Source organism: Lentzea miocenica, assembly GCF_033949945.1.
Taxonomy (GTDB): domain Bacteria; phylum Actinomycetota; class Actinomycetes; order Mycobacteriales; family Pseudonocardiaceae; genus Lentzea; species Lentzea miocenica.
Genome location: NZ_JAXAVW010000012.1, coordinates 215,514 through 233,708, shown reverse-complemented (window position 1 = coordinate 233,708; position 18,195 = coordinate 215,514). Strand labels below are relative to the sequence as shown.

At 69.0% G+C, this 18,195-nt stretch carries 17 protein-coding genes; 6 read left to right on the top strand and 11 right to left on the bottom strand.

The genetic code is table 11. From position 1 onward, the window contains the following. Positions 1-8: 8 nt before the first annotated feature. The 4 genes from SK803_RS16740 to SK803_RS16725 form a co-directional block, all read right to left on the bottom strand. Positions 9-395 (bottom strand): hypothetical protein, encoded by a 387-nt coding sequence (locus SK803_RS16740; RefSeq protein ID WP_319966925.1) that lies wholly within the window; start codon positions 393-395, stop codon positions 9-11. Next, a complete protein-coding gene (locus SK803_RS16735) occupies positions 392-2,758 on the bottom strand; it encodes an AAA family ATPase (protein ID WP_319966924.1) in 2,367 nt (788 codons plus the stop codon). Before SK803_RS16735 ends, SK803_RS16740 begins: the two co-directional genes overlap by 4 nt. Positions 2,759-2,913: 155 nt before the next feature. Further along, positions 2,914-3,270, bottom strand: a complete 357-nt coding sequence (locus tag SK803_RS16730) for a peptidase inhibitor family I36 protein (RefSeq protein WP_319966923.1) — start codon at positions 3,268-3,270, stop codon at positions 2,914-2,916. A gap of 39 nt (positions 3,271-3,309) precedes the next feature. Next, on the bottom strand, positions 3,310-4,131 hold the full coding sequence (locus SK803_RS16725) for a DUF72 domain-containing protein (RefSeq protein ID WP_319966922.1): 822 nt from the start codon (positions 4,129-4,131) through the stop codon (positions 3,310-3,312). A 17-nt stretch (positions 4,132-4,148) separates the two neighbouring features. Here SK803_RS16725 and SK803_RS16720 point away from each other — a divergent pair, with 17 nt between their 5' ends. Further along, entirely contained in the window at positions 4,149-4,880 is a 732-nt protein-coding gene (locus tag SK803_RS16720; protein ID WP_319966921.1) for an arylamine N-acetyltransferase family protein, read from the top strand. Here the strand turns inward: SK803_RS16720 and SK803_RS16715 are convergent. Next, positions 4,835-6,547, bottom strand: a complete 1,713-nt coding sequence (locus tag SK803_RS16715; protein ID WP_319966920.1) for a glycoside hydrolase family 5 protein — start codon at positions 6,545-6,547, stop codon at positions 4,835-4,837. The genes SK803_RS16720 and SK803_RS16715 overlap by 46 nt on opposite strands. Further along, positions 6,544-7,263, bottom strand: a complete 720-nt coding sequence (locus SK803_RS16710) for a DUF72 domain-containing protein (RefSeq protein ID WP_319966919.1) — start codon at positions 7,261-7,263, stop codon at positions 6,544-6,546. Before SK803_RS16710 ends, SK803_RS16715 begins: the two co-directional genes overlap by 4 nt. A gap of 72 nt (positions 7,264-7,335) precedes the next feature. Between SK803_RS16710 and SK803_RS16705 the strand changes: the two genes are divergently transcribed. Together SK803_RS16705 and SK803_RS16700 are read left to right on the top strand one after the other, a co-directional pair. After that, entirely contained in the window at positions 7,336-7,623 is a 288-nt protein-coding gene (locus SK803_RS16705; protein WP_319966918.1) for a type II toxin-antitoxin system Phd/YefM family antitoxin, read from the top strand. Further along, complete coding sequence (locus tag SK803_RS16700; RefSeq protein WP_319966917.1) at positions 7,611-8,018, top strand: type II toxin-antitoxin system VapC family toxin; 408 nt, start codon at positions 7,611-7,613, stop codon at positions 8,016-8,018. Before SK803_RS16705 ends, SK803_RS16700 begins: the two co-directional genes overlap by 13 nt. Before the next feature lie 18 nt (positions 8,019-8,036). On the opposite strand, the gene SK803_RS16695 is transcribed toward SK803_RS16700, so the two are convergent. After that, positions 8,037-11,693, bottom strand: a complete 3,657-nt coding sequence (locus SK803_RS16695; RefSeq protein WP_319966916.1) for a CHAT domain-containing protein — start codon at positions 11,691-11,693, stop codon at positions 8,037-8,039. Between the two features lie 20 nt (positions 11,694-11,713). On the opposite strand from SK803_RS16695, the gene SK803_RS16690 reads away from it, so the two are divergent. From SK803_RS16690 to SK803_RS16680, 3 genes are all read left to right on the top strand, one after another. Then, positions 11,714-12,058, top strand: coding sequence for a hypothetical protein (locus SK803_RS16690; RefSeq protein WP_319966915.1), 345 nt, complete (start codon positions 11,714-11,716; stop codon positions 12,056-12,058). A 5-nt stretch (positions 12,059-12,063) separates the two neighbouring features. Then, positions 12,064-12,963, top strand: a complete 900-nt coding sequence (locus SK803_RS16685) for a hypothetical protein (RefSeq protein WP_319966914.1) — start codon at positions 12,064-12,066, stop codon at positions 12,961-12,963. A 78-nt stretch (positions 12,964-13,041) separates the two neighbouring features. Beyond that, complete coding sequence (locus SK803_RS16680) at positions 13,042-13,359, top strand: hypothetical protein (RefSeq protein ID WP_319966913.1); 318 nt, start codon at positions 13,042-13,044, stop codon at positions 13,357-13,359. Between the two features lie 46 nt (positions 13,360-13,405). Here the strand turns inward: SK803_RS16680 and SK803_RS16675 are convergent, their stop codons facing one another. The 4 genes from SK803_RS16675 to SK803_RS16660 form a co-directional block, all read right to left on the bottom strand. Further along, entirely contained in the window at positions 13,406-15,514 is a 2,109-nt protein-coding gene (locus SK803_RS16675) for a 3-hydroxyacyl-CoA dehydrogenase NAD-binding domain-containing protein (protein ID WP_319966912.1), read from the bottom strand. Further along, complete coding sequence (locus SK803_RS16670) at positions 15,511-16,728, bottom strand: thiolase family protein (RefSeq protein ID WP_319966911.1); 1,218 nt, start codon at positions 16,726-16,728, stop codon at positions 15,511-15,513. Before SK803_RS16670 ends, SK803_RS16675 begins: the two co-directional genes overlap by 4 nt. A gap of 92 nt (positions 16,729-16,820) precedes the next feature. After that, on the bottom strand, positions 16,821-17,270 hold the full coding sequence (locus SK803_RS16665) for an ABA4-like family protein (protein WP_319966910.1): 450 nt from the start codon (positions 17,268-17,270) through the stop codon (positions 16,821-16,823). Further along, positions 17,267-18,148 (bottom strand): hypothetical protein, encoded by an 882-nt coding sequence (locus SK803_RS16660; RefSeq protein WP_319966909.1) that lies wholly within the window; start codon positions 18,146-18,148, stop codon positions 17,267-17,269. The genes SK803_RS16665 and SK803_RS16660 overlap by 4 nt, the downstream gene beginning before the upstream one ends. Positions 18,149-18,195 lie beyond the last annotated feature (47 nt).

Sequence of the window (18,195 nt, the reverse complement as noted above, 5' to 3'; positions counted from 1 at the left end):
CGGTGCCTTCAGGTGAGGTCGATCGTGCCGGACAGGGTCAGGTTCGGCTGGAGCGCCTCCACGACCATCGCGGTGTCGGCGTGCCAGCCACGCAGTTCCGCGACGGTTGGGGTCAGCTCGTAGCCGTGGTGCCGGATCGCGCGGCTCAGCGCGTGCCACAGCTGGGTGGCGTCGTGCGCCACGTCGGCGTCCACATGGGACGGAAGGCTGATCAGCAGCGCGTGCACCGGCTGATCGGTGTTCTCGGCGCCGCACGCGCGGGCGACCGAACGTTCCACCGCCGTGCGCAACAGTTCGGCACAGCACCGGATTCGCACGCCGTCGAGTTGGTCGGGGCGCGACAGCAGGTTCGCCACGCAGGTCAGCCGGTCCTGCACGTCCGGGGAGAACTTCATCGCTGCAACCACCCCGCGAGCAGTTCGGTGTCACGGATCAGCACGTCCAGGTCGCCGCCGTCGCCACCGACGCGGCACGCCTGCAGCAGGTCGACCGCCCACGACCCGACGACGTTCTCCAGGTGCGGCAACAGCTTCGCCGGTTCCCCGAGGTCGTCGAGCACGGCCAGCGCGAGCTTCTGCCTGGTCGTCAACGCGCACTCCAGGACGCGTTCCACCTCGGCGTGCGCCATGCCGCGGCCGAGTCGTTCGCGGCGGAACCGGGCGTGCGACGCCGCTTCCAGGGCCGCCCGGCAGCACGACGCCACCAGCTCGGCCCGCAGTGCTTCCGGCAGGTCCTCGTCACCCCGCATCGCGCGGGCGTCGTTCAGGCAGCGGCCCACGGGATCGTCGGACATCCGCACCCGCACGACGGACTCCTCGCTGCGGCAGACCTCCCAGACCGTCGCGGGAAGCCTGAGTCGCCGCAGCGCCTCCACCAGCCGTTCGTCGTGTGTGAAGACCACGACCTGCCGGGTGAGGCCGACGTCGGCGAGCACCTGCGCGAGTCCATCCACTTTGGACGGGTCCATCGCCTGCACCGGGTCGTCGATCACGACGAACCGGAACGGGCTCTCGTCCACCATCGCGCGCGGCAGGAACAACGCGAGCCCCAGCGAGTGCAGCTCGCCCTGGCTCATCACCGCCAGTGCCGAGTTCGAGACGCCGTCGACCGACACGTCCAGTTCGACGTTGCGGGTGCCGCCGAGCCGCACCGCGCCCAGGTCGACGTTGCTCTGCTGACGCAGCCGCTGCCAGATCCGCTGCGACTCCTTGGCGAACGGCGCGATGCGCTCGGACCGCAGGGTCGCCGCGGTCTTGCGGATCCAGTTCTCCGCCTCGGTCACGTCGGCGAGCACCTCGGCATCCGCAAGCGCTTGCTGCGCCTGGGAATGCCACTCGAACAACGCGAGCGCCATCGGCCGCCACACCAGGTCGCGCCGGTCGATCTGCTCTCGCGCAACGGATTTCAGCTGGTCCACAGCCTGTACGAGGTCCGCATACCGGTCGAACAACTCCTGCCGCAGCCGCACCGGGTCGTCGATCGAGAAGCAGTCCTCCCACGCCTGCCAGGCCTGCATCGAGGCCGTCGTGTCGAGGACGTCCTGCGCCTCCAGCAGGACGTCCGGCATCGGCTGGCACAACGCCCGCGCGGCCGCGACCGCCACGTCGAGCCGGTCCGCGGCCTCGTGCAGCTCCGCGGCGGCCTTGGTGAGGTGCTCGGCACGTTGCCTGGCCTTCGACAGCCACAGCCCGTCGAGCCGGCCCAGATCGCACACCGGGCACGTCTGGCCGCCACCGGACTCCTGCAGCTGGATCGCGAGCCTCAGGATCTCGCTGCACCGCAGGGAGTCCTGCGCGTTGTCCGTCGCCAGCACGGTCACCGCGCCGAGCGCCAGGTCGAGGTTCTCGCGGCACCTGTCGATCTCGTCGTCGGGCGGCAGCGACAGGTCGACGATCTGGTGCAGCAGGCCGGTTCCGCCGCCGACGTCCGCGCCGAGGGCGAGATCCGCGATCGCGTCGAGGTCGGGGGAGTCGCTGCCGAGCAGTGCGGCGGCGCGCCGGGCGCGTTCGTCCGGGGACGCCGCCAGCTCCGCGCGCACGCGTTCACGCCGGTCGTAGGGGCGGGCGACGATCTCGGCGAGGCGTTTGCGGTGCTCAGCGAGCGATTGCTGCGCCTCGGTGATCGCTTCCAGGCCTAGAAGGCTGTGCAACGCCTCGTAGAGGTCCTCCGGCTGTGCGTCGAGGACCGTGCTCAACTCGCTGTAGGGCAGAAACGGCCGGTAGGTCTCCAGCACGTCGTGCCATCTGCGGTCGTCGAACGGCCGGCCGTCCTGTGTCCACTCGCCCTGTGCCAGGTCTTCTTCCGGGGTCCAGCGTCTTCGGATCGTCGTCCGGTTCGCTTGCCCTGCCTGGACGAGTTCCAGCTCGACGAGGGTGTTGTTCTGGTGCAGGTTTCGCCAGCCCTGCCGCCACACGTCGTGCCGCGAGCGGGTCCAGCGCGCGTTGTAGCCGGTCAGCGCCAGTTCAGCGGCCTCGGCGAAGCTCGACTTGCCCGAGCCGTTGCGTCCGGTGACGACGGTCAGTCCGGGACCCGGTGCCAGCGGCAGGCGGACCTGGGGACCGATGCCCCGGAAGCCGCGCACACGGATCTCCGACACGAAAATCCCCTGTCCGGGGCCGTCCGTCCTCTCTCGCGGCGTCTCTTCTCGCGTCGGCACGCCGTCGAGCGCGCGTTCCAGCGCTGCTTCGCCTCGGCACGCCGCGAGCACCAGTTCCGCCGCACGTGGGGTGAGATCGTCTTTGGCCAGTCGCCCGGCCATCAGTTCGAGTAACCCGGCTTCACCCGCCACGGTCACATTTCCTCCAGCTGCCACCACTCGATAGGGCGGCAACTTAGGTTCCAAATGAGACCTACTGGTGAGTACTCACACGATCGGGTGGTGTTACATAGGGTGACTAAAGTAGTTCGCGCTCGTTATGGACCCCACACCTGCACGCCCCGGATGACGAAGTACGCGTCCGGCACGTAGGTGCCGTGCTTGGGGTAGGTGGTGAACTCGGCCTCGGTCGAGCAGTTCTCGCGTTGGTAGGCGCTGATGTCCCTGCTCAGACGGTTGGCGAAGGACCTGCCGACGACGGTCAGCGGGATGCACTCGTCCGGGTTCGCGGACTCGAGGTCGAGGCGCTGGACGGTTCCCGTGTAGTCCGGTCCGGTCCAGACGCAGAACTCGCCCTTGTCGCAGGCCTTGTCACTCTGCGCTACGGCGATCCCACTGGACGCAACCGCTCCCGCAGTGATCACCAAGGCGGCGATGAGGCTCTTCGTCGACATGGGCGCACCTCCGTCGAAAGGAGTGTGCGTCCGTTTGGGTCAATCGGCCAGACGATCTTGGAGCAGCTCCCGCAGCGTCACCGCGTCGCGCGGGGCGTAGGCCTTCGCGTCGTTGTCGAAGTAGACGAACACGTCGCCCTGCTTCGCCCAGCCGCGGACCTTCTTGGCCCACATGCCGAGGCTCTCATCGGTGTAACCGCTGACGTAGAGCTCGTCGTGCCCGTGCAACCGGACGTACACGAAGTCGGCGGTGACCTCTTCGATGAGCGGGTACTTGCCGGCGGCGTCCGCGACCACCAGTGCGATGTCGTGGCGTTTGAGCAGGTCGACGAACTCCGGCGTGTTGTAGCTGTCGTGGCGTACTTCGAGCGCGTAGCGCATCGGGCGTTCGGCGTCCGTGGTGGTGTGGGCCGGGTCCACGCGGTGATCGTGCCGTTTGGCTATTTCGACGGCTTCGGTGGTGGTGCGGGGTAGTGCGTCGAAGAAATGTGTGAGCAGGTCGGCGTCGAACTGCAGCGTGGGCGGGAGCTGCCAGAGGATCGGGCCGAGCTTCGGGCCCAGGGCGAGCACTCCGGACGCGAGGTAGTTCGCGAGAAGCTCGTGGCCGTCCTTGAGGCGCTTCATGTGCGTGATGAAACGGCTGCCTTTGACGGCGAACATGAAGTCCGGTGGCGTTTCCGCCGCCCACTTCTGGTAGCTGGACGGGCGTTGCAGCGAGTAGAAGGAGCCGTTGATCTCGACCGAGTTCAGCCGCTCGCTGAGGTAGGCCAGCTCGCGCTTCTGCGTGACGCCCTTGGGGTAGAACACGCCGCGCCAGGGTGGGTAGACCCACCCCGAAGTGCCGATCCTCACCTCGCCCATTTCGTTATCGTTGCACGATGGACGCCTACCTACAGCGCATCGGTGCCTCTCGCTCGTCGTCGTTGGCGGAGCTGCACGAACGGCATCTGCTGAGTGTCCCGTTCGAGAACCTCGACACCCACATGGACACCAGGATCGTGCTGGAGATCCCCTGGCTGTACGACAAGATCGTGGTGCGGCGGCGGGGCGGGTTCTGCTACGAGCTCAACGGGTTGTTCGCGGAGTTGTTGCGGCACTTGGGGTATTCGGTCGAGCTGCTGGCCGCAGGGGTGTTCAACGGTGAGAAGTTCGGGCCGCCGTTCGATCACCTGACGCTGCTGGTGGACGGTGCGTGGCTGGTCGACGTCGGGTTCGGAGCGTTTTCGTTGCACCCGTTGTCGTGGACGTCGCGAGAGGACCAGAAAGACCCGTTCGGCGTGTTCCGGCTGGTCGAGCACGGCGACGACGTGGACGTGCTGATGAACGGCTCGCCCGCGTACCGCATCGAGCGCCGGCCACGCTCGCTCGCGGAGTTCGTGCCGGCGTGCTGGTGGCAGCAGACGGGGCCGGAGTCAGGTTTCCGCAAGGCTCCCCGGGCGACACTGGCGCGGCGCGACGGGCGGATCACCGTGACGAACGAGAAGGTCGTGGTCACGAAAAACGGCCACAAGACCTCAACTCCCGTTGAGGATCCTGCGGCCGCTTTCCTTGATTACTTCGGAATTCACTTCCGGCAGAGCAGCGCGTCCGGGGTCCTGCGCCAGTTGTAGGCGACGCCGGCGATGTGCTCGTCCTGCGCGCACTGGCCCTTGTAGTGCCCGTTGGCCCAGTCACCGCCCTGATCCGGCCGGTTGTCACCGCGGTCGAACCACAGCACCCTGCTGGACGATCCCTGCGCGACCGGCGCGCAGATCAGGGTGAAGTTCGCGTAGCCGACAGCGGCGTTTCCGGGCGGGCACTGGAGTTTCGTGTAGCCGGACGCCCAGTCGTCGGTCACGTGCTGCTCGTTGGTGACCCTGGTGGTGTTGCTCCACTGTGGACCGCTGACGCACAGACCGCGGTTGCCGGTGTGGCTGATGCCGACGAGCTTCTCGTTCTGCGGACACGATTCCTTGAGAAGCATGTTCCACCGGGTCTCCCGCGGGATCTGCCCGGTACGACCCGGCGCGTTGACGAGCCGGTTCCACGCGGGTGCGCGCCAGTCGTCGCCGTCGTTGACGCTGATCCGGCTTCCGGCGGCGTCCCAGCGCAACAACGCCCAGCTGTTGCCGGTGCGGTTGGCGTGGAAGCCGACCAACGGCCAGTAGGCGAAGTCGGTGTCCTTGGCGATCAACTGGTCGACGAAGCGCTCGAACCACGCCCGCGCCTTCTGGTTCGACTCGTCGATGCCGCCCACGCCGAACTCGCTGATCCACAACGGCGCGGTGAAGTGCTTCTGCGCCTCGGTGATGTAGAACGCCTGGCGCTGCAGGACATCGACGTGTTCCTGCGGCGACAGGTCCTGGTAACGCGGGTCGGTCGTCTCGCCGACTCCGGTGGCACCACTGTGGTTCGGCCCGGTGTAACCGTAGAAGTGGGCCGAGTAAACGAGCTTGTCGGGGTTCGCGAGCGTGTGACTGAGGTAGCGGACCGGTTCCAGTGTCGGACGGCCGTGCGCGAAACCGTCGACCGGTATGCCCGTCCAGTTGATGCCCTCGACGATGACGAGCAGGTCCGGCGCGGTCTGCTGAATGCGATCCGCGGCCTGCTGGGACGCCTTGTGCCAGTCGTGGTCGTTGCCCCAGCCCCAGTTCGGGTCGTCCCAGACGTTGCGACGCACCTCGTTGTAGAGATCCGCGCCCACGACCCGTTTGTTGGCCTTGTAGCGGTCAGCCATGAACGCCCAGTCGCTGATCCACTGGTCCGTGCTCTGGCTGGTGTTCCACCGCTCGTTGCCGTCGACACCACAACACCACCGGGACGTCGTCGTGTGGTTGTTGAGGATGACGGCGAGGTCGTTGCGCGTCAGCTCCGCCACGACCGCGTCGTAGATCTCCAGCGGCTTCTTGCCGTTGAGCTGCGCGTCCTTCAGGCCGTTGACCGGGTTGGTGTCCTTGATCATCTGGTTGGAGAACGGCAGCCGGATGCTGTTGACGCCGATCTCCTTGAAGCCGTCGATGATCTGCTGCATCGGGGCGCGGTCGAGACCCAGTGGGACCTGGTCGGCCTTCTCGCCGGCGTGGTGGTTGGCGGGGTCGTTGATGTCGCCGGAACCGTTCCAGGTGCCGCTCGCACCGTGCCAGTTGCCGGACTTCAGCTTGAAGCGGTCGCCGTGGGTGTCGACGATCCACCGTCCGCGCGTGCTCAACGGGCCGGTCCAGGACGCCGGTTCCGCCTGCGCGGGAGCAACGAGACTCGCGGCCAGGAGCAGGGTGGCCGAGACGTGAGTCAGTTTCACATATGCGAAGTTATCGGCATGCCGAGGCGTTGCGCCAGCCCTTGGGCGTTGTCCGTCGCGGCACCTTTCATGGTGTTGTCGAAGTAGACGTAGGTGTCGCGGTTCCAGTCGAGGATCTTCCGCGCCCACTCGTTGAGCTGCCGGTCGTCGTAGGAGCTGATGTACAGCTCGTCGTGGCCGTGCAGCCGGACGTAGGCGAAGTCGGCGGTGACGGCCTCGATGCACGGGAACGTCGGTGCGTCCGACACGACGTGGGCGACGTTGTGCGCGCGCAGCAGGTCGAAGTAGGCGTCGGTGCGGAACGACTCGTGGCGCGGCTCGACTGCGTGCCGGCCCGGTGGGAGTGCGGCGAGGAAGTCCTTCAGGACGCCGGGGTTGAACCGCATCGACGGTGGCAGCTGCCAGATGAGCGGGCCTTGTTTCGGGCCGAGTGCGAGCGAGTCGACGAAGGCCTTGAGTGGTTCGTCGATGTGCCGCAAGCGTTTGACGTGCGTGATCAGCTTCGGGCCTTTGACGGCGAAGGTGAAGTCCGGCGGGGTTTCGGTGGCCCATTTGCGGTAGTTGGACGGCGGTTGGAGGCGGTAGAACGAGCTGTTGATCTCGATCGTGGTGACGTGGCCGGCGAGGTGGCTCAGCCAGCGTCGTTGCGGGACGTTGCGGTAGAAGCCGTCGCGCCATTCCGGGTAGCGCCAGCCCGAGGTGCCGATCCTGATCACCTCGCCGGGGTAGCCGGGGAAGGCTGTAGCTACTCTGTAGCACTTCTTGGTGGATTGAGCTACAGTGGTGGCATGCAGCAGCTCAAAGCCATCGGGCAGCGTGAGCTCCGCAACGACAACGCGGAGATCATGCGCCGTGTCGAGGCGGGTGAGAGCTTCGTCGTCACCCGCAACAACAAGCCGGTCGCGCAGCTTTCGCCGTACCGGGAAGAGGCCGTGTCGCGGCCGCCGCTCGGGGACGTGCAGGTGCTGTTCGGGACCCTGCCGTCGGTCGACGCGGACCGGTGGGAGGCCGACCGGCTGGCGGCCGACGAGGTCTTCGGCGCGGACGATCCGCTGGAAGACCCGTGGCAGAGCTGAGCTGTCTGCTCGACACCTGTGTGCTGATCAGGCTCGAGCGGGCGAACCTGGGTGCGTACGTGAACGCCCAGCCTTTTCTCAGTGCTGTCACCATCGCGGAGCTGGCGTTCGGGATCGACATCGACGACCCGGTGGAGCGCGCCGCCCGCACCGAACGGTATTACGCCGCGCAGCAGACGTTCGAGGTGCTGCCGTTCGGCCTGGAGGAGGCCAAGGTCTACGGGCAGATGGCCTCGCTGGTGCGCCGGGCGGGCCGCAGTCCCCGGCCGCGCCGGATGGACCTGCAGATCGCGGCCACGGCGGCGGTCGCCCGGATTCCGGTGCTGACCATGAACGTCAAGGACTTCAAGGACCTCGACCGGCTCGTGGAAGTCGTGCCGATCCGTCAGGTCTGACCGGCCCGCGGCGATCTCTCACGGACCGCTGTGGACGAGCGGCGCCCAGAGGTGCGGCCGTTCGGGGAACGCGGCTCGAAGTTCCCGCGTGACGGCGTGCAGCACGTTCGGACTGTGCTCGGCGGAGGGCGTGGCCGGCATGAGCGCGTAGAAGCGTTCGGCGGCGGTGGCCGCGGTTTTGTCGTCGAGCGGCCAGAGGCTTGCGATCACGTGCCGGAATCCGGCCAGCTGGAACGCCGAGGCCAGGTGGATGGACTCGTCGGCATGACGCCAGCCGGCCTGGCCGGTCGAGCACGCTGACAGGTAGGCGAGTTCCGCCTCGTGCAGTTCGAGGCGGCTGATCCGCGCGATCGGCAGCACGCCGTCGTGCAGGTGCAGCCCGCCTTCCGAAGGTGTGCGGGGGTTCGTGCTCGCGTGGCAGGCGAAGTGCGCCCAGCTCTTGACCGGAAGCTCGGCCAGCACCCTGCTCACCGTGGCCTGCTCGTCGCCGATCAACGTGCCGGGGTGGCGTGACTGCGGACCGGTCGCCTCGGCGACCGTCGCGGGCAGGTCCGGCAGGCCCGGGGTGTGCTGCATCGCCACGACCACCTGCCGGCGCGCCGTCGCGGGTGCGCGCTCCCGGGAGTTCGCGAGCGCGCGCAGAGTCGGTGTGTACGAGGAGATGACGCGGTCCAGCGCTCCCGGTCCTCCCGGTGGGGTGGCGGCGTGCAGGGGGAGGATGCCGAGCCTGCCGGTCGGCATCCACCAGACGCGGCGGACCGGGGCGCCGGCGGGGGCGACGACGTCCAGCACCGGTCCCACGGCCGCGTCCCACAGCCAGGTGAGGAGGTCTGACACGACCCGTTGACGCCGCAGTTCACCCGCGAGCGCGCTGGGATCGTTGATGGCGTCGGACAGCTCGGTCGCCCACGACGCGACGTCGGCCGCGGTCAGGCGCGGCAGCGGCACGTGCACGGGCACGTCGTCCGCGACGACGACAGCGTCGCCGTGCCCGCGTCCGGCGTTGAGGAGCACCACGACTCCTTCCCGCGGTCGCAGTTCCTTCCACGTGCGCGGCAGGAGGAACCGGTCCTGTCCCGGATGCCGCCGGATGTCGGCCAGCCGCGCGTCGTACTCCGTCCACAGCCGCGCGCGGCGTTCGACCACGTCCGGTCCGAGGTCGAGGGCGTTGAGCTGGTCCCGCACCTCGCGGAACCGGCGGGCCAGGTCCGGGTGAGCGGTGGCGAGGTCGGTCAGGTCGGTGCGGCTGTCCAGCTGCGCGCCGAGCAGGACGCCCCGGCTGTGCTCGGCCACCTGGAGCGCTCCGGCGGGGTCGCCCAGTGCGCAGTGCGCACCGATCGCCTCACCCACCAGCCCGATTCGCCCGCCGAGACGGTGTTCCTGGTCGAGGTGCGGCGTCTCGCGGGCGGCGACGGAGGGCAGCAGCCGCACGGCGGCGTCCAGCAGACGGCGCGCGGTGTCGTGCTCGCCGAGCGTCTGGGCCAGCCGGCCGGTCGCCCACCCCGCCATGATCTGACTGCGCGGCGGGGCCGTGCGCAGCGCCTCCACCTCGCTGACCAGTGCGGCGAACTCGCTGTGGCCCGGTCGTTGCCCGGTGGCGTCCACCAGGTTCTGCCGTGCGAGCGCGAGGCGGTAGATCCGGGCCGCGCGGACCGGGTGGTTCACCGGCGTCGCGGCGAGGGCGCCGCGAGCCGTCTCGACCGCTCTGTCCACATCGGACAGAGAGCCGGTGTGCCGGAACCGGGCCTGGTGGGCGGCGCTCAGGTTCGACAGGCAGGCCGCGCGCTGGGGATGGTCCTCGGGCGCCGTGCCGGCCGCCTGCTGGGCGAACTCCACGGCCGAGGTGGCGTCGGCGGGGGAGCGGTTCTGCTCGAAGCGTTCCAGGAACATCAGCGAGAGGTTGCTCAGGCGCTGCACCAGGTCGGCGTGGCCGGCCGGGGTGACCGCGATCGCGCGCTGGGAGGTGACGATGGCGGCGTCCAGATCGGGCACCGAGGACGTCCGCCTGCCCCGCTCCAGGTAGGCGTTCGCGAGATTGCCCAGGAAGCCGGCCGTCCGGCGATGGTCGTCCGGCGTGGCCGCCACGGCGCGTTCGAAGAACTCGACCGCGCGGTCCAGGTCGGACAGGCCACCGAGGACGGCGTGCCGCTCGAGGTAGGCGGACGCCACGTTGTTCAGGCGCAGGCCGCGGTCGGGGTGGTCGGCGGGCGTGGCCGCGACGGACGAGCGTCCGGCCTCGACAGCGAGGTCGAGGTCGGCGAGCCGGCCGGTGCGCACGTGCCGGGACTGGTAGGCCAGCCCCAGGCTGGACAGGGCCAGTCCGCGCTCCGGATGGTCGGCGGGGGTGAGTGCCACCGCCCGTTCCTTGTGCGCGACGGCTTGCTCGATGTCGCTCAGCTCGCCGGTGCGGTCGAACCGGAACTGGTGGGCCAGCCCGAGATTCGCCACGGCCGTGGCCAGCGCGGGGTGGCCGTCCGGCGTTGCGGCCACCGCCCGCCTGCCGGTCTCCACCGCTCGATCGACGTCGGTGACGTCGCCGGTGTGTTCGTGCCGCAGGCTGTACGCGCTGGTGAGGTTGGTCAGCCGGATCCCCAGCTCGGGGTGCCCGGCCGGGGTCGCGGCGGCCGCCCGTTCCTTGAGGCTGATGGCGAGGTCGAGGTCGGCGAGCCGGCCGGTGCGGTCGAATCTCGCCTGATGACTGATGCCGAGGTTGGTGAGCCAGGTCGCGGTCCGGGGAGAGTCACCGGCCAGGGCGACCGCCCGCTCTCCCGCCTCGATGGCCCGGTCGAGGTCGGTCAGCCGCCCGATGCGCTCGAACCTCGACAGACGGGCCTGGCCGAGGTTGGACCAGCGTGCTGCCAGGCCGGTGAGCTGTTCCGGGTTGGTGACCACCGACCGTTCGAGGTGCTCGATCGCCTGGTCGAGGTCGGTGAGCAGGCTGGTGCGTTCGTACCGGGAGAGGCAGGCCGTCCCCGCGGTGCTCATGAACAACGCCAGGTGCGGGCTGTCCGATCCCTCCGCGATCGCCCGCTGCGAGGCGTCGATGGCCAGTTCGAGGTCGGAGAGGTCGCCGGTGCGCTCGAACCGGGAGTGGAAGGCCGCCCCCAGGTTGCCGAGGAACAGCACGCGGTTGGGGTCCGCGTCACCCGTGGCGACCGCCTGCCGCATGGCCTCGATGGCGTGGCCGAGGTCGGCCGGGTCGCCGGTGTGCCCGAACCGGGTCCAGCTCGCCACGCCAAGGTTGCCGAGGAACGTGCTGGTGTGCGGGCCGGCGGACCCCGCGGCCAGTGCCTCGCGGAGGTGGTCGACGGCCCGGTCGAGGTCTGTCACCTGCCCGGTCATCTCGAACCGCGCCAGGTACGCCGCGCCGATGTTGCCCTGAAACAGCGCGTGATGCGGCCCGCCGGGGATTCTCACGCTCTGATCCAGATAACTGATCGCCTGGTCCAGGTCGGCCACCTGGCCGCTGAGGCCGAACCTCGTCTGGAAATAGGTGCCCACGTTGCCCAGGAAGGTCGCGTGATCGGGATGCCCGGTACCTCCGGCGGCCAGCGCCCTGCGCGCGATGCCGATGGCCAGGTCCACGTCGTCCAGTCGTCCGGTCTGTTGCGCGCGGGTCCAGAGCATGAGCCCTGTTTCGGACAGGGAAAGCGCGTTGCCGGATCCAGGAACCACGATCTGACAGTATCGCTGCTGTGGATGTTGAACGGGCGGCTTTGACAAGCCTGTGCAGGGAAGTCGACGCACTGCGCGAAGAGGCGCGGCGGCACTCGCTCGACCGCGAGCAGTTGCTGGACCGGATCCTGACCGAGGCCAGATCCCGGCGGCCCGTGCTCGGCCTGCTCAGCCGGCTGCTCGGCGCCGACACCGACACGACGTTGCGCGCGCTGGGGGCGGGGTTGCCGGGAATGGGACCAGGTCGTGCGCGTGAAGAGCGGTTCAGCTGCCCCGACGGTGCCTGTGACCGGACGGAGGTGCCCCCACCGGCGGGCGCCCTGCCGCGGTGCCGGGTGACCGGCCACCCCATGCGACCGGTGTAGCCACGATGGGCGGGTTCTTCCAGGAGCTGGCCAAGGTGCTGGCCCAGCGATGGGTCAGCCTGCTCGCGTTGCCGGGCGCGTTCTTCATCGCGGCCGCCTGGCTCGCGGTCAGCCTCGGGCACTCGAGGGCGTGGGACCACGCGCTGCTGGTTCAGCGCGTCAACGCCGCGACCACCACGTTGACGAAGCTCCCGGTCGGCCTGCAGGTGCTCGGTGTGGTGGCGCTCCTCGCCGCCGCCGCGGGGGTCGGGCTCGTCGTGCAGGCCCTCGCCGGTGTGACCAGGCGGCTGTGGCTCGGCCAGTGGCCGCACTGGCTCGCGGCCCCGCTGGTCCGTCGCCGTCGCGCGCGGTGGCACCGGCTCGTGGCGAAACGCCGGCGCCTCGAAGAGGACAGTCCGGAACCGCGCGCGCAGGTGGACCACGACCGCATCGACGCCGCCGCGGACCGGGTGAACCGGATGGCCATGGCCGAGCCGGGCAGGCCCACCTGGATGGGCGACCGCGTGCACGCCGTCGAATCGGTCGCGTTGCACCGCGGCGGACTCGACCTGGCGTTCGGATGGCCGCGACTGTGGCTGCTCCTGCCGGAGACCACGCGGACCGAACTCGGCAACGCGCACGCCGCTTTCGCCGCGGCGGTGGCCACCGGTACCTGGGCCGTGCCGTACCTGCTGCTCGGGACCTCGTGGTGGCCCGCCGCGCTGATGGGCGTCGCGACCGGCGTGACCGGCTGGGCGCGCGCACGGTCCGCGATCACCGACCTGTCCTCGCTCGCGGAAGCCGCCGTCGACCTGCACGGCCGTGAGCTCGCCGCCGCGTTGGGCGTCGTCGACCCGGAGGGCTCCGGCCCGCTGACGGTCGCCGAGGGTGAGCGGGCGACGAACCTGATGAGGAAGGGCCGGTAGCAGCGTTCGACGCGAAGATGACCGGATCGAGACATCGAGACGGCTAATGATTCCGGCTCAGATGGCGATACGGGACACATGACTCTCACGGAGATCGCGGCCTGGGGCACGGCAGACCACGTGCGGGCCGCACTCGAACGTCAGCTCGAAGGCGCGCTGGTAGAGGTCCCGGAGGACGACGACTCACCGCGCAGGGCGTTCAGCGAGGCGTTGCGCAGGTCGTTGATGCTGCGTCAGAAGCACCCGTTCGACATCGTCGCGATCGGCCTGCCGGACCTGCTGCGCTACCGGGACCTGGTGGCGGGCTCCGAGGTGACGCTGCGGGCCACGAACATCGACGCCTACTTCATCCGCAAGGACGGCAGCGCGGAGCGGTACCAGCCCGAAACGGAGTGAAGCCCCGGCTCCGTCGAGAGAGCCGGGGCTTGGCGAACCACAACCGCTAGGCAGGCACCGACGCCACACCCGGCGCCAGGAAACGCTTGCCCGTCACCTTCTCCGAGATACCGGTGCGGTCCAGGTACGGCGTGATTCCGCCCAGCCAGAACGGCCACCCGGCGCCCAGGATCATGCACAGGTCGATGTCCTGCGCCTCCGCGACCACGCCCTCGTCGAGCATGATCCGGATCTCCTCGGCCAACGCCTCCAGCGCGCGCGTCTTGACCTCGTCACCGGTCAGGGGCGAGGAGCCGAACTCCCACAGCGCCTGGACCTCGGGGTCGACGGTCTGCGCACCGGTGGAGTCCCACTGCCAGACAGCGCCCTTGCCCGCGGCGACGAACTTCTTCATGTTCTCCGACACCGAGAAGCGGTCGGGGAACGCGCCGTGCATCGTCTCCGACACGTGCAGCGCGACGGCGGAACCGACCAGCTGCAGCAGGATCATCGGGGACATCGGCAGGCCGAGCGGCTCGGTGGCCTTGTCGGCGACCTCGAAGGAGGTGCCCTCGTCGACCGACTTGATGACCTCGCCCATGAAGCGGGTCAGCAGGCGGTTCACGACGAACGCGGGCGCGTCCTTCACGAGCACCGAGGACTTCTTGAGCTGCTTGCCGATCGAGAACGCCGTGGCGAGCGTGGCGTCGTCGGTCTGCTCGGCGCGCACGATCTCCAGCAGCGGCATGACCGCGACCGGGTTGAAGAAGTGGAAGCCCACGACCCGCTCGGGGTGCTTGAGCTTCGACGCCATGTCCGTGATGGACAGCGACGACGTGTTCGTGGCGAGGATCGCCTCGGCGGAGACGTGCTCCTCGACCTCGGCGAACACCTGCTGCTTCACGGCGAGGTCCTCGAACACGGCCTCGATCACGAAGTCGGCGTCGGAGAACGCGGACTTGTCGAGCGAGCCGGAGACCAGCGCCTTCAACCGGTTCGCCTCGTCCGGTGAGATCCGCTTCTTGCCCGCCAGCTTGTCGATCTCGCTGTGGACGTAGCCGACGCCCTTGTCCACGCGCGCCTGGTCGATGTCGGTCAGCACGACCGGCACGTGCAGGCGGCGGATGAACAGCAGCGCCATCTGCGAGGCCATCAGACCGGCGCCGACGACGCCGACCTTGGTGACCTTGCGCGCCAGCGACTTGTCCGGCGCGCCGGCCGGACGCTTCGCGCGCTTCTGCACCAGGTTGAACGAGTACAGGCCCGCGCGCAGCTCGTCGCTCATCACGAGGTCCGCGAGGCCCTCGGTCTCGGCGGCGTAGCCCTTGACCAGGTCGTTCTCGCGCGCCAGCTCCAGCAGTGCCAGAGCCTTCTCCGCACCGGGAGCGGCACCCTTGGTCTTGCCGGCGACGATCGCCTTGGCGCGCGCGACGGCGGCGTCCCACGCCTCGCCGCGGTCGATCTCCAAGCGCTGCACGGTGATCTCACCGCGCACGACACCGGAGAGCCACAGCAGCGACTGCTCCAGGTAGTCGGCGGAGTCGAACAGCACGTCCGTGATGCCCAGCTTCAGCGCGTCGGCCGGCTTGAGCATCTTGTTCTGGTTCAACGCGTTCTCGAAGATCACCGTCACGGCGTCGTTGGCGCCGATCAGGTTCGGCAGCAGCTGCGTGCCGCCCCAGCCCGGGAACAGGCCCAGGAACACCTCGGGCAGCGCGATCGCGGCCGCGTTCGACGCCAGCGTGCGGTAGTGGCACGACAGCGCGAGCTCGAGCCCGCCACCCATGACCGCGCCGTTGACGAAGGCGAAGGTCGGGATGTCCGAGTCGGTGAACTTCTTGAAGACCTCGTGACCGAGCTGGCCGATCGTGACGCCCTGCGAGCGGTCCGTGGCCTGCTCGACGGCGGTCAGGTCCGCGCCGACGGCGAAGATGAACGGCTTGCCGGTCACCGCGATGGCAGCGGGACCCGCCGCGTAGGCCTCGTCGAACGCGGCGCCCAAAGACACCAGCGACTGCGGGCCGAACGTCGACGGACGGGTGTGGTCCAGGCCGTTGTCGATCGTGATGAACGCGACCGGCTTGTCCAAGCCGGGCACGCTGATCAGACGCGTCTTGGCGTGGGTGACGACCTCGTCGGGGAAGATCGCCTTTGCTTCCTCAGCGGTGATGGTCACTTGTCGCCACTCCAGTTCGGGTTCTCCCAGATAACCGTTCCACCCATGCCGATGCCGATGCACATGGTGGTGAGGCCGTAGCGCACGTCCGGACGCTCGGCGAACTGACGCGACAGCTGCGTCATCAGACGGACACCACTGGAAGCCAGCGGGTGACCGGTCGCGATCGCGCCGCCCCACTGGTTCACGCGGGGGTCGTCGTCGGCGATGCCGAAGTGGTCGAGGAACGCGAGCACCTGAATGGCGAACGCCTCGTTGACCTCGAACAGGCCGATGTCCTCAATGGACAGACCGGCGCGCTGGAGGGCCTTCTCGGTGGCGGGCACCGGGCCGATGCCCATGACCTCGGGCTCGACACCCAGGAACGAGTAGCCGACCATCCGCATGCCGACGGGCAGGCCGAGCTCGCGCGCGGTGTCCTCCTCGGCGAGGATGCAGCCGGTCGCGCCGTCGTTCAGGCCGGCCGCGTTGCCCGCGGTGATCCGGCCGTGCGGGCGGAACGGCGTCTTGAGCTTGGCCAGGTCCTCGACCGTGGTGCCAGGACGGGGCGGCTCGTCGGCGGTGGCGAGGCCCCAGCCGTGCTCCGCGGAACGGGTCGCGACGGGCACGAGCTCCGGCCCGATCTTGCCGTTCTTGATCGCGTCGGCGTACTTGGCCTGGGAAGCGGCCGCGTAGGCGTCGGTGCGGTCCTTGGTGATGTGCGGGAACCGGTCGTGCAGGTTCTCCGCGGTCTGGCCCATCACGAGCGCGCTGGTGTCGACGATCTTGTCCGACAGGAAGCGCGGGTTCGGGTCGACGCCCTCGCCCATCGGGTGGCGGCCCATGTGCTCTACGCCGCCGGCGATGGCGATGTCGTACGCGCCGAACGCGATGCCGCTCGCGGCGGTGGTCACGGCGGTCATCGCGCCCGCGCACATGCGGTCGATCGAGTAACCGGGGACCGACTTCGGCAGGCCCGCGAGCAGCGCCGCCGTGCGACCGAGCGTGAGGCCCTGGTCGCCGATCTGCGTGGTCGCCGCGATGGCGACCTCGTCGACGCGCTCCGGCGGCAGCTCGGGATGCCTGCGCAGCAGCTCACGGATGACCTTCACGATGAGGTCGTCGGCACGTGTCTCGGCGAAAATGCCCTTGGGACCGGCCTTGCCGAACGGCGTACGGACACCGTCGACGAAGACCACGTTCCGAACGCGTGCCGGCGCTGCTGGTGCGGCCACGGCGTCTCCTCCACTTGTGGTGACAACTCTGTCCACTCCGGCAGGGGGTGCGCGACATCCCTACCGGTCGGTAACGCCAACTCTAACCCTAGTTACTGGTGAGTAACCACAGTGGCACCCCTGTTCGTTGTGTCACACACCTTGCGCACGATCAGGAACAGCGGCAACCCGACCGGCGCCAGCAGGATCGTGATCACCAGAACGGGTGCCATCACCAGCGGGTGGACGTCGAGGCGGCGGCCCTCCAGGTACATCCAGCGCCCGACGAACAGGTCCCACGCGATCATGTGCGCCCACACCAGCGCCGCACCGGTCGGTGTGCTCATGAACTCGGCCAGCGGGCCCAGTTCGGGGCGGGTGACCAGCGGAATCAGCTCCGGCAGGACCGGGATCATCAGCACGACGTAGATCACGACGGGCGGCAGCACGATCAGGTGCGACTCGGCGATCTTCCGGGTCCACGACCACTTCGGCGCGAAGATCATGAGCAGCCAGAACGGCGCGATCAGCAGGAACGTCAGGTCGAACAGGGTGGCGGTCATGCGTCCACGAGCTCCTTCTTCGGTGCGCGCGCCCACACCACGCCGAGCGCGGTCGCGACGACGATCCCGGCGAGCGCGAGCAGTGTCGTGCCGTCGGGCTGGATCAGGGACTGGCCGCGCAGCGCCTGCCAGGTCACGAGCAGGAAGATCCCCAGGAACGACCCGCTGAGCACCCACGCGAGCTTCGTGGTGGCGCGGCTGCCGAGCAGGGCGATGAGCAGCGGCAACACCTGCAGGGCGTGCATGCCCACGAAGTGCCCGACCCTCAGGTCGCCGTGCTCGGTGCTCCACCCGGTGATCGCCATGTACGCGCCGCCGTCGGCCGCGCCGATCGTGTGCGAGCCGAGGGTGCCGCCGTCCAGGGCCTGGCCGGGCTTCGGCTGCGTCATCAGGAACCCGACGCCGAGTCCCAGGAACGAGATGACGAGCCCGAGCCGGATCGCCCACGACAGGGCCTGGTTCTCGATCTTCGTGCGCCACAGCATGATCGCGACGATCGCGTGGGTGACCCACAACACGACGATCGTCGCGCCCATGATCGAGAACAACGCCCCGTCGAGCGGCGTCTCGAAGTTGAAGTGACTGCGCCTGCCGCGCACGACCTGGCCGACGATGACGACCATCTCCATCGCTCCGGCCGCCGCCAGCACGGAGCCGGTCCACCAGCCGAGGCGCTGGAACCTCTTCAGGTACGTGAGCAGCCACGCCAGCGTGAAGGCGTAGAGCGCCAGCGACACGGCGAACTTGAACGGCTTGAGCCAGATCGGCGAGTTGACCAGCATCCGGTCGTCGACCAGCAGCCCGATGAGCGAGACCGGAATCAGAATCACCATCGACCAGCCGAAGAGGACTAACGGCCGGTGCCATGTGCGAAGCATCTCTGTACCCCCTGGATGGATAGCGGCACTCTCTACTATCTGGAAGC

Coding starts and splice junctions, on each gene's coding strand:
- SK803_RS16740 (WP_319966925.1), bottom strand. CDS start 395: ATGAAGTTCTCCCCGGACGTGCAGGACCGGCTGACCTGCGTGGCGAAC.
- SK803_RS16735 (WP_319966924.1), bottom strand. CDS start 2,758: ATGGCCGGGCGACTGGCCAAAGACGATCTCACCCCACGTGCGGCGGAA.
- SK803_RS16730 (WP_319966923.1), bottom strand. CDS start 3,270: ATGTCGACGAAGAGCCTCATCGCCGCCTTGGTGATCACTGCGGGAGCG.
- SK803_RS16725 (WP_319966922.1), bottom strand. CDS start 4,131: ATGGGCGAGGTGAGGATCGGCACTTCGGGGTGGGTCTACCCACCCTGG.
- SK803_RS16720 (WP_319966921.1), top strand. CDS start 4,149: ATGGACGCCTACCTACAGCGCATCGGTGCCTCTCGCTCGTCGTCGTTG.
- SK803_RS16705 (WP_319966918.1), top strand. CDS start 7,336: ATGCAGCAGCTCAAAGCCATCGGGCAGCGTGAGCTCCGCAACGACAAC.
- SK803_RS16685 (WP_319966914.1), top strand. CDS start 12,064: ATGGGCGGGTTCTTCCAGGAGCTGGCCAAGGTGCTGGCCCAGCGATGG.
- SK803_RS16680 (WP_319966913.1), top strand. CDS start 13,042: ATGACTCTCACGGAGATCGCGGCCTGGGGCACGGCAGACCACGTGCGG.
- SK803_RS16665 (WP_319966910.1), bottom strand. CDS start 17,270: ATGACCGCCACCCTGTTCGACCTGACGTTCCTGCTGATCGCGCCGTTC.
- SK803_RS16660 (WP_319966909.1), bottom strand. CDS start 18,148: ATGCTTCGCACATGGCACCGGCCGTTAGTCCTCTTCGGCTGGTCGATG.